14 protein-coding genes are annotated in these 10,647 nt (G+C 54.8%); 3 read left to right on the top strand and 11 right to left on the bottom strand.

Translation table 11 applies throughout. The annotated features are described in order from the left end of the window. The 9 genes from PN477_RS04735 to rpmH form a co-directional block, all read right to left on the bottom strand. The coding region (locus tag PN477_RS04735; protein WP_272147029.1) for a hypothetical protein at nt 1–194 on the bottom strand (194 nt) is incomplete at its 3' end. Nucleotides 195–318: 124 nt separating this feature from the next. Beyond that, on the bottom strand, nt 319–969 hold the full coding sequence (locus tag PN477_RS04730; protein ID WP_272120706.1) for a restriction endonuclease subunit R: 651 nt from the start codon (nt 967–969) through the stop codon (nt 319–321). Nucleotides 970–1,090: 121 nt separating this feature from the next. Further along, nucleotides 1,091–2,581 (bottom strand): AAA family ATPase, encoded by a 1,491-nt coding sequence (locus tag PN477_RS04725; RefSeq protein ID WP_272120708.1) that lies wholly within the window; start codon nt 2,579–2,581, stop codon nt 1,091–1,093. A gap of 4 nt (nt 2,582–2,585) precedes the next feature. Next, nucleotides 2,586–3,089 carry a YceD family protein gene (locus tag PN477_RS04720; RefSeq protein WP_272120710.1) on the bottom strand — a complete coding sequence of 168 codons (504 nt, stop codon included), beginning with the start codon at nt 3,087–3,089 and terminating at the stop codon, nt 2,586–2,588. A gap of 16 nt (nt 3,090–3,105) precedes the next feature. Then, a complete protein-coding gene (locus tag PN477_RS04715) occupies nt 3,106–3,591 on the bottom strand; it encodes a Jag family protein (RefSeq protein ID WP_272120713.1) in 486 nt (161 codons plus the stop codon). Nucleotides 3,592–3,696: 105 nt separating this feature from the next. Continuing rightward, nucleotides 3,697–4,860 (bottom strand): membrane protein insertase YidC, encoded by a 1,164-nt coding sequence (gene yidC, locus PN477_RS04710; RefSeq protein ID WP_072620375.1) that lies wholly within the window; start codon nt 4,858–4,860, stop codon nt 3,697–3,699. 99 nt (nt 4,861–4,959) lie between these two features. Next, nucleotides 4,960–5,352 carry a PH domain-containing protein gene (locus PN477_RS04705; protein ID WP_272120717.1) on the bottom strand — a complete coding sequence of 131 codons (393 nt, stop codon included), beginning with the start codon at nt 5,350–5,352 and terminating at the stop codon, nt 4,960–4,962. Then, on the bottom strand, nt 5,324–5,698 hold the full coding sequence (gene rnpA / locus PN477_RS04700) for a ribonuclease P protein component (protein WP_072620373.1): 375 nt from the start codon (nt 5,696–5,698) through the stop codon (nt 5,324–5,326). The genes PN477_RS04705 and rnpA overlap by 29 nt, the downstream gene beginning before the upstream one ends. Nucleotides 5,699–5,721: 23 nt before the next feature. Further along, a complete protein-coding gene (gene rpmH, locus PN477_RS04695) occupies nt 5,722–5,859 on the bottom strand; it encodes a 50S ribosomal protein L34 (RefSeq protein WP_072620372.1) in 138 nt (45 codons plus the stop codon). 263 nt (nt 5,860–6,122) lie between these two features. Between rpmH and PN477_RS04690 the strand changes: the two genes are divergently transcribed. From PN477_RS04690 to PN477_RS04680, 3 genes are all read left to right on the top strand, one after another. Then, complete coding sequence (locus PN477_RS04690; protein ID WP_272120722.1) at nt 6,123–7,055, top strand: UDP-glucuronic acid decarboxylase family protein; 933 nt, start codon at nt 6,123–6,125, stop codon at nt 7,053–7,055. 62 nt (nt 7,056–7,117) lie between these two features. Next, nucleotides 7,118–8,476: a UDP-glucose dehydrogenase family protein gene (locus PN477_RS04685; RefSeq protein WP_272120724.1), complete on the top strand. Its 1,359-nt coding sequence runs from the start codon at nt 7,118–7,120 to the stop codon at nt 8,474–8,476. A gap of 37 nt (nt 8,477–8,513) precedes the next feature. Continuing rightward, entirely contained in the window at nt 8,514–9,587 is a 1,074-nt protein-coding gene (locus PN477_RS04680; protein ID WP_272120726.1) for a tetratricopeptide repeat protein, read from the top strand. 243 nt (nt 9,588–9,830) lie between these two features. Here the strand turns inward: PN477_RS04680 and PN477_RS04675 are convergent, their stop codons facing one another. After that, a complete protein-coding gene (locus tag PN477_RS04675; protein WP_272120727.1) occupies nt 9,831–10,454 on the bottom strand; it encodes a hypothetical protein in 624 nt (207 codons plus the stop codon). Then, nucleotides 10,447–10,608, bottom strand: coding sequence for a hypothetical protein (locus PN477_RS04670; RefSeq protein ID WP_272147027.1), 162 nt, complete (start codon nt 10,606–10,608; stop codon nt 10,447–10,449). The genes PN477_RS04675 and PN477_RS04670 overlap by 8 nt, the downstream gene beginning before the upstream one ends. Between the last annotated feature and the right edge of the window lie 39 nt (nt 10,609–10,647).

The following is a 10,647-nucleotide window of genomic DNA, read 5'->3' as shown; positions in this document are numbered from 1 at the left end:
GCAAACCCCGTTTTTCCCTTCTTACTCCCCTTCTCAATCCGCTTCTCAAACACCGCCCCCGCCTGCATCGCCCCCTCATGGCCAAATGCCACAAAGAAGCGATCGAGAAACACCTGAGCCTCGCCCTTTTCATCCCCCGTAATGTGAGCTTGGCAAAACTGCACAAAACCCTGTAACTGTTCCGCAATAGACATGATCAAACCCTCAAAATATAATGTGACTGTCCAAAAATTAATCTTGTGGGATGGGCTTCTAGCTCGTTCACTCTCCGAAACGACCGGACAGCCGAGACGACTATCCTACACATTGGCTTCAGTTTCAGAATGAGGGGGTCGGAACGTCTAACACCACTTGCCCCATCCGTTTGAGGATTTGCAGCACATCATACAGGCGATTCCGACGAGGTATTAGGGAAAACACATCAGACATTTCATATTGCGGTGTAGTTCCACCCTGCAACTTTGTAAAGGTGAAACTTTCCCCATTCGTCACCATCCCGTAAACGGGTTTGGTTTCGTTCGGACTTGCGAGTAAATAGGCCAGGAGTTGAGGAATGGCGAGACCTAGAGAAAACCCTGCATCTTTCGCCTCAATTGCAACAACCCAAAAGCGATCTTGCAAAATCAACGCATCAATGCGACCGCGATAACGGCGTTCATCCGCTTCAATTTCCAAATAAATGGTTTCCTCAGCGCAAAGCTGAAAGGGGGGATTATAAAAACCTGCCAATTGTAATACGGGCGAAAGGACAATCAGTTTGATCGTCTCCTCACCTAAACGCCCTTCCGAAAACTGGTAATGGTATCGCTCCCGAATCTGGTCAAGGGCGGTCTGTTCCTCCACTGTCAAGCTGGGCAACCCCGTCAGCCACTCCTCAAAAAAGTCTTCAGCCTCAGCCCGTTGTAAGCCAAACTCTGCCTGGAGTTGCGCCAGGGTTTGCAGATGACGTTCAATGGGCAGAGTTTGCATGATGCGTGCAGGCAGGTTGAGCAATTCAATGGTATCGCAGGGAACAGGTTGGTGAGGACAGGCAAGGGGCTTAAGCCCCTTGTTCGGTCGGCTGAATCTTGAGCAGAGGGATTGCGTCTGTTTACAACGAACCGAGAGAGCCGCGCCGCGACGCAAGCCGCGCTTTCCCGGCATCGGCCCAGGCTTGGAGGAATTGGATTTGTTCCTTGGCGGTGCGGGCGAGGGGGATGATTTGGCTGGCGGCGGTGAGGATGTCGTCGGTGGTGAAGTCGCGGTTTTGGCTGAAACCGATGTGCATCGCTTCGATTAGGGTTTGTTCGATTTCCGCGCCGGAAAAGTCGGGGGTTTCGTAGGCGAGGCGATCGCAATCGTAACTTTTCAAATTATGGGGGCGGAGACGGCTGAGATGGACGGTGAAGATTTCCTGGCGTTCCGCTTGGGACGGCAGACCGACGAAAAAGATTTCATCAAAGCGACCTTTGCGGAGCATTTCCGGGGGGAGGCTTTGGATGTTGTTGGCGGTGGCGACGACGAAGACGGGGGAGGTTTTTTCCGCCAGCCAGGTGATGAACGTGCCAAACACACGGCTGGTTGTGCCGGAATCGCCTTTACCATCGGCTCCGGCGAAGGCTTTGTCGATCTCGTCGATCCAGAGGATGCAGGGGGAGAGGGCTTCGGCGAGGGTGATCATTTGGCGGGTGCGGGATTCCGATTCGCCGACGAGACCGCCGAAGAGTCGCCCCACATCGAGGCGCAGGAGGGGTAAGTGCCAATGGTGGGCGATCGCTTTCGCCGTCAGGGATTTTCCCGTGCCTTGAATCCCCACCAGGAGCAGGCCGCGAGGATGGGGCAACCCGTAGGCGCGGGCGCGATCGCTGAATGCCCCGCCCCGCCGCAGCAGCCAATCTTTGAGGTTATCGAGGCCACCGATGTCGGTGATCTGTTCCGTGGCGGGGTAAAAGTCGAGGATTTGGGTTTGGCGGATTGATTGGCGTTTTTCCGCGAGGATCAATTCCACATCATCGGCTTCGAGCTTGCCATGGGCAGCGATCGCCCGCGTCAAGACCCGCCGCACCCGTTCGAGGGGCAGCCCTTGGGAGGCTCGCACCAAGGCATCTAGGAGCGTTTCCGGCAGAGATTGCCCCACCAAGAGCCGCTGCATTTCTCCCCGCAATTCCGCCGCCGTGGGCAGGGGAAAATCAACGATGGTAAAGACTTCGGTGAGTTCGGGGGGGATGGAGATCGAGGGAGCGACGACGACGAGGGTTTTCGGTTGGGATTTGAGCGATCGCGCCAAATTTCGTAATTTTCGCGTGATTGAAATATCCTCTAAAAAACGATGAAAATCCCGCAAAATAAAGACCCCTGCCGCCTGTTCCGGGAGTTTTTCCAATAATTCCAAGGCCTGCAACGGATTGCGCCGCCCCACGCCCTGATGATTCGGATTACTTTGATACCCTTCGACAAAATCCCACAGGTAGACGGTGCGATTGCCCACGGTTTGGGCCGAGGCGGCGATCGCACTCTCAAGGCGTTCTTCCTCCGCCGTTGGGATGTAGATCAGCGGATAGCAGGCCCGCAGTAGTAACTCAAACTCATCTCGAAAGGCCATGCCGTCAATCCTCGCGTTGCGAGAGTTGTTCTTTTAAACTTGCCAAGCTCGCCCACCGACTATCCACATCGGCGCTCTCCTGGGGGGTCTCCACCGCGATCCCTGGACAGTCATCACTACAGACCTGCTGAAACGGCAACGCCAAGCTCAACTGCTCATAGAGCCAGTTTTGGGGGTCAAAATGCCCGTTGGGGGCGAGGGTTTCGAGGAGTTCATCACCTTGATTTTCGTCGGCGCTGGGGTGATCGGGTTTCGTCGCTTCGAGCCAGATTAATTCTTGGGTGTCAACTTGCAAACGGTGGTTGTAATGGGCTAAACAGCGATGACAGACCAAGGTGGCGATGGTTTCCGCCTGCGATCGCACATCCAAATAGGTGCTTTGGTGGGTGACGCTGAGGCTGCCTCGCACCGGGGTGAGGGTTTCTAGTCCCTCAATAAACTCCTCCAGTTCAAACTCTTCCGTTCGTTCCGGAAGCTGCAACAGATTCGGAATAAAAATTGGCTGCATTCAGTCCCTCCCGCTGCTAGCTCAGCTTACGGCGCAACACAAACAAACGGCGGTGGGGTTCTGCGCCCCGGCTTTCCGTCGTTAAATCTTCGCTCTCTTTAAACAAAGTATGAATTTGGCGACGTTCAGCGGCGGATAGATCCATCAACTCCACCTCCTGCCCCGTTGCCCGTACCTTCTGCGCCACCTGATCCACCAGGGCTTCAAGTTCCGCCTGACGGCGTATCCGATAGTCCGCCAATTCCACGGTATAGGGATGCTGCACCGGGCGATCGTGGCTCGCATTCAACAGGGTATTGGCGAGGTATTGGATCGTATCGATCAGTTTGCCGCGATCGCCAATCAACCATTCAACCTGTTCCGGTTTGAGATCCTGTTCTGCGATCGTTAGCCAATAGGCCCCATCTTTTGCCGATTGACTGCACTCCACCCCACAGGGAACCCCCATCAGGGTCAACAACTGGGTTAGCCACAGTTGGCCCTGTTCGATTTGCTCACTCATACTCATCCTGACGCGCTCGTGCGCCTGCCATTAATTACCAAGCCATGGCAGACAAGCGATCACAATACCCGCATCATCAACTCGCTCGCCATGGCAGATCACCCCTTAACCAGAGGCTTTTTCTTTCTTCTTCGATCGCTTCGGCTCAAAGGGCAAATCCCCCCGGCCACCTTTATCGCGCTCTTCTTGTTTTTCCTGCTGTTCGACAAGTTTTTGCAGGTTTTCCGGTAACGGTTCCCGCATCAAAATGAAGGTTTGCGCCGTTTGGAACACGTTCGCCACCGTCATATACATCAGCACCCCCGCCGGTAAGGGAAAGACGAGAAACATCCCCGTAAACAGAATCGGCGTGATTTTGCTAATGGTTTGCTGCTGCTCGTTTTGCGGGCCACTGCCCCCCGATGCGCCGGTGAGTTGTTGACTGATGTAAGTACTGACCCCAAAGAACAGCACCATGCCGACAATATCCCAGTGGATCGCACCGTTTTCACCCTTCGCCCCGACGCGGCCGAGGGCATTGATGAAGAGGAAACCTTCATTGGCGGCAAGACCGGGAATCGTGCCTTGGAGGGTCACTTCACCGGGGGCGATCGCTGTCACCGTCCCATCGGGGGCAATTTCCACATTGCCTTCACCCTTCGTAACCGTCCATGCCGGGGTCACCTGACTGGTTTCATATTCCTGCCGCAGACTCGCAAAACTAGTCCCTTCTTCCGATTGGAATTCCGGGTGAATCGTCTCGCCCACTGTGAGGCGATTGCCCGTGGGAATCACCGCCGCGAGGCGATAGTGAACATCTTCATTGAGATAGATGTTTTGGGGTTTGGTTTTGAAAATTTGGGGTTGAATCTGTTCGGTGGCTTCGCTGGGGAAGATTTGCAGATCCACGGTGTAGTTAATATCCGCAAAGGGCGATCCCCGCAGGGTGGTGAACAAAGCCCACAGAATCGGCAATTGCAACAACAAGGGCAGACAGCCCGCCAGGGGGTTGCCATACTCTTTGTAGATTTCGCTCATCGATTCTTGAAGCTTTTTCGGGTCGTCTTTGTAGCGTTCTTGGACTTCTTTAACCCGTTTTTGCATCACCGGTTGGGCGATGCGAGTGCGGCGCATATTCCGAATGGAGCCGGCACTGAGGGGGTAGACGGCAAAGCGAATTACCAATGTGAGGGCAATGATCGCAAAGCCGTAACTGGGCACAATCTCATGGAAAAAATCCAGGATTGGCAACATGATGTTGGTTGAGATGAAACCGATACCTAAATCCATGCCTATTGAGAGCCTGCTGGGTGGACAAGTGGGGTGAATACGCAGTGTGGAGTCGCTTTTAGAAGCAGTGGTCCAGACACACAAGCGAGGGGAGGGGGATTAAATCCGAATCCGATCGACGGAAATGCCGGTTTTTTCGGCGGTACGCTCGGCAATGTGGTCACAAATTTGACGGTATTTCGGAATGGCTCGTAATTCAAGCCGATTACCATCCCGGAGGGTCAACACAATATCACCCCAGAGGCCAATCCCACGGGACACGCTGGCGATCTTGGCGACCTCCGCGTAGACGACATCAGTGCGATCGCGCCCCTGCCATCCCCCCGTCACCGAGACCCGGCGATCGGTAATCCGATAACGCAGCCACAGGGCCCGCACCACGGCCCCGACGGTTAAGGGTAAACAAATCACCGTAAACCCTAACAAAATATTCAAAATCAAGTCGCCAATATGGGGGCCACCTTCATAAAATGCTGTTTCTTTTATACCCATGCCATACCTCGGCTTTTGTCAATAACTGCTTTAATTCTCGCAAAAAATGTTCATATTCGCACGTCATTGCTTGGGGCTTGACATTCACAACCAAGCAGTGGCCGGGAACAATTTGGGGTAAGATTTGGCGAAAAATGGCTCGGATTTGACGTTTAATGCGGTTCCGCACCACAGCCTTTTTACTAACTCGCTTCCCCACCGTGATCCCAATTTTGGGCGGGGCTTCGGGGCATGGCATCGGCAAATAACGCACGGTGAGATATCGACCGTGAATGCGATCGCCCCGTTCGTACACTGCTTGGAACTCACGTCGATGCTTGAGCCGATTGCAGTTGGCTAACCCCACGTTGCCACCGTTTGCTCAAGCTTCTAAACCGCTAAGCGATGCCGCCCTTTGCGGCGACGGGTTGCAATTACACGTCGGCCATTGTGGGTGCGCATCCGAGCGCGAAACCCTGATTGACGCTTTTGTTTGCGGTTCGTGCCGCGCAAAGTTCGTTGAGTCACCGTAATCCTCCTACACTATTCGGCTAAATACCTTGACAAAAACACAGTCTTTTATCATACCCCCCAGTGGAGGTCTGTGCAATCCATCCGCACCCCATCGGATCATCCCCCACCTGTCCTACACCGCTCACCGTGAACAGCCCACCCAGGAACGCAATTCCCCCCAGCAGATTTAAAAAAATTTGAAGCCCAGACCCGATTCGCCGCCCCAACCGCCCGAAGAATAGCTTAAGATTGAAGCCAAAATTGTCAACATTAGCCCTATGAGAATTCTAGTGACGGGTGGTGCAGGGTTTCTCGGCTCTCACCTCATCGATCGCCTCATGCAGCAAGATCATGAAGTCATTTGCCTAGATAATTTCTATACCGGGAATAAACGCAATCTTTTGCATTGGTTCAACAATCCCAATTTTGAACTGATTCGCCACGATATTACGGAACCGATTCGCCTTGAAGTGGATCAAGTCTATCACCTGGCTTGTCCCGCCTCTCCCGTTCATTATCAGTTCAACCCGATTAAAACCGTCAAAACCAATGTGCTGGGGACGATCAATATGCTGGGGCTGGCTAAACGAGTGGGTGCTCGCTTTTTTCTGGCATCCACTTCGGAGGTGTATGGCGATCCCGATGTGCATCCCCAATCCGAGGACTATCGCGGTAACGTGAACTGCATCGGGATTCGCGCCTGCTATGACGAAGGGAAACGGATGGCGGAAACCTTGACCTATGACTACCACCGCGAGCATGGCTTAGAGGTGCGCGTGGTGCGAATTTTCAACACCTACGGCCCTCGGATGCTGCCCAATGATGGCCGGGTGGTGAGTAATTTTATTGTTCAAGCCTTACAGGGTAAGCCTTTGACGGTGTATGGTGATGGGTCGCAAACCCGGAGTTTTTGTTATGTGTCGGATTTGGTGGAGGGGTTTTTGCGCTTGATGGCCAGTGATCATACAGAGCCGGTGAATATTGGTAATCCGGGGGAATATACGATTTTAGAGTTGGCGCAAACGATCCAACAGCGGATTAATCCGGAGGCGGATCTGGTGTTTGAACCATTGCCCCAAGATGATCCAAAACAGCGGCAACCGGACATTACCCGTGCTAAAAATTGGTTGGGTTGGGAGCCGACGATTCCTCTGGATGAGGGGTTAACGAAAACGATCGCCTATTTCCGCGATCGCCTCCAAACTCCGTAGGGGTGCAAGCGTGTCACCGCGATCTGAAATTGTTGTACAGCCATTAGGAATGAGTGAAAGCCATGCAAGTGTGTGTAATTGGAACAGGGTATGTAGGGTTAGTGACTGGGGTTTGCCTGGCGCAGATTGGCCACCATGTGATTTGCGTGGATAACAACGAGCAGAAAGTGCAATTGATGCGATCGGGTCAATCCCCCATCTATGAGCCGGGCTTGTCGGAATTGATGAAATCCTGCATGGAAGCCGGCCGGTTAGAATTCACCTCAGATTTAGGCTATGGCGTGGAGCATGGCGAGGTGCTGTTTATCGCCGTGGGAACCCCCGCCTTGCCGACGGGAGAAAGCGATACCCGCTACGTGGAAGCCGTGGCGAAGGGGATCGGCCAACATCTCAAAGGCGGCTATAAGGTGATTGTCAATAAGTCCACTGTGCCGATCGGGTCGGGGGATTGGGTGCGGATGATTGTCCTTGATGGGCTGTCGGAACAGACCAACAGCACCGTATCCGAGGCGGATGCGCCCTTTGATGTGGTCAGTAACCCGGAATTTTTGCGGGAAGGGTCGGCGGTGTTTGACACCTTCAACCCCGATCGCATCGTCCTCGGCAGCAACAGCCAACAGGCCATTGATCGGATGAAGGAACTCTATCAACCCTTGGTAGACCGCACCTTTGCCGATGATCAAACCCTGCCGCCCGTGCCGGTGGTGGCGACGGATCTCAATTCGGCGGAGATGATCAAATATGCGGCCAATTCTTTCTTGGCGACGAAGATTAGTTTTATTAACGAAATCGCGAATATTTGCGATCGCGTCGGTGCAGATGTCACCCAAGTCGCTGAAGGGATCGGCCTCGATTCCCGGATCGGCTCCAAATTTCTCCAAGCCGGCTTAGGGTGGGGCGGCTCCTGTTTCCCGAAAGATGTATCCGCCTTGATCCACACCGCCGACGACTACGGCTATGATGCCGAACTCTTAAAATCCGCCGTCAGCGTCAACAAACGCCAACGGTTGATCACCTTAGAAAAACTCCAACAGGAACTCAAAATCCTCAAAGGGAAAGTGGTGGGCCTCCTGGGCTTAACCTTCAAGCCCGACACCGACGATATGCGCGATGCCCCCTCCCTGGACTTGATCGAACAACTCAACCGCCTCGGCGCGAAGGTGAAAGCCTACGACCCGATCGTGTCCCAAACCGGCATTGGTCAAGGCCTGTCCGGGGTGATGGTGGAAACCGATATCGACCGTTTGGCCGATGGCTGTGATGCCTTGGTGTTGGTGACGGACTGGCAACAGTTCGCGGCGTTGGACTATCAAAAACTCGCAACGTTGATGCATACCCCGGTGATTATTGATGGTCGGAATTTCCTCGATCGCAAGGCTGCCGAGGCGGCGGGCTTCCGCTATATTGGGGTCGGGCATTAGGCTTAGGGTTGCTAGGGAATTCACCGGAGGGATCATCGTGACGGCTTGCTTTTCTCGTCTTGCTCAACTCTGGAGCGTGCGGAGCGCGATCGCGCTCCTGGCCACTGTCGGCCTGTCGTCGCCTGCGATCGCCCAAGGCATTGATTTTCTCGATCAACAGCTTGAGCTTCCCCCGGTGGATCAACCCAACACCCCCGCCCACGCCGCCGCCAATCGCCTCTTTCAACTGGCCCAAGCCGCAGAAGAGGTGGGCGAACTGGCCAAGGCGGTGCAACTGTGGCGGGGGGCCTTGGTGCAATATACGGAATTGCAAGATTTGGGGGCGATCGGGGTGGTGCATGAGCATCTGGGGATTGCCTATCTCCAGTTGGGCTATTTCAACGAGGCGGAATATTCGTTTCGCCAAAGTTTGGGGGCAGCGCGGGATGTGGGCAATGCGTTTCGTCAAGTGTATGCCTTGAATAATCTCGGTACGATGCTCCTCAATCGCAGCGATCCCCAAAGTGCGGCGGCCAGTTTTGCGGAGGCGGCGGAGTTAGCCCAGACCATTGGCAGCGAGGCCGGGGAGGGGTTGAGCTTGAGTAATTTAGGGCTGGCGAAGGCGCAAATGGGGGACTATACGGGGGCGATCGCGGCCTACGAAATCGCCTGGCCCCTGCGGCGACGCTATCCCCACATCGGCGGCCATGCCTACACCCTGAATAATGTGGGGGATGCCTACCAAGCCCTCGATCGCCATGATCAAGCCCTGGCAGAATATCGCCTCGCCCGGTGGTATGCCGAAGAAGAGGGGGACATTCACAACCAGTTCCGCGCCTTTGAAGGGTTGGCCTATTCCTACGGGCGAACCCAGCGCTGGGTGAATGCGTTCCAGGCGTTGGATGATTGGATCACCTTAGCTCGCCAAACGGAGCAGCCTCGGCGCGAATTACGGGCGTTACACCTCTATGCTCAGTATCATGTGCTGTTGCGGCGTTGGCCCAAGGCGCGGGAACTCTACGAAAATGCGATCGCTGTTTCCCAACGCCTCGACAACCCCGATACCACCACCATCCTCCGCAACGAGTTAGGACAGGTGCTCTACTATTTCCCCTACGGCCCGGATTTGTAGGGCTAGCAGCGTTAAGACTTCATCTTCGGATCGTCTTGAATGTCCAATGCTCAATGGAACGGTGCGTTACGCTTCGCTAACAGCACCCTACTGCCACGGCACAGCTAAAATAATGCTGAATTGTAGGGTGGGTTAGGCGGCTTAAATACAGACTATTACTGCAATCTAGCAATCCGCCGTAACCCACCGATTAAGACGTGCCACGGCACTACAAGTATCCTCATTCTTGGCATTGACGCTGGGCTAGGCGATCGCTGCGGGTAAGACCGTTACATCGCGGATCGGTTGCCCAGTGAGACAGAGCCAATGACAGACGAATAGATCTGGGGTTTGGCGACCGAGAGACGCGATCGCCGCCGAATTCGGAAAGGGAATCACCCGATCAAACTGAATCTCCAGATCCCCCACCACCCGAAACCCCAGCATATACACCGACGGCATCGCCTGATAATGGCTCAAGAGTTGGTAGGCGAGGGCGTAGAGGGGTTGGCGTTGGGCATCGTTGAGGTGGTGGGGATAGGGTGCATGGTCGGACGGGTCAATTGCTTCGCCATACAGGGGGCCTTTGGCCGTCCAGATAATCGGCAGCCACAGATCGCCGTCCCCGGTGGCATAGTCTAACTGTGTTGCCCAGGTGCGTTGGGCGGCAAGATCTTGCCATTGGGTATAGGTGCGTGGGGCGGCGGCGGGCAGATCAAGGCTGAGGGGACAGATCAGGGTGGCAGGCGTGGCGGCGGGATACCTTGGGGCGGCGACCTGGTGGGTTATGGTTACCTCAGGATTCATCGCCTGAATTGCGGCGTGCAGGTGGGAGGCGATCGCCTCTGATCCTGCGTCTGCGGTTAAGAGAATGACAGTGTTAATCATTAGGGTTCATGAGGCTGATCCAATGGGTGCGATCGGGCAAGCTCCCAGAGTCTACCAGAATGCCCGGAACCCCTGCACCCATTGCCGCTGCATTCCTGTGATGTCGTGTCATGGCGATCGCGTCCTGCTCGCCTGGCTTTCGGGAAGATCCCATGCCGGGAGATATCGAGCTTGTCAAGGGGGGAAACCTGTG

The sequence above is a fragment of the Spirulina subsalsa CS-330 genome (genome assembly GCF_028330765.1).
In the GTDB taxonomy this organism is placed as follows: Bacteria; Cyanobacteriota; Cyanobacteriia; order Cyanobacteriales; family Spirulinaceae; genus Spirulina; species Spirulina subsalsa_A.
The sequence above is the reverse complement of the archived record's forward strand: the minus strand, read 5'-3'. Positions and strand labels throughout refer to the sequence as shown.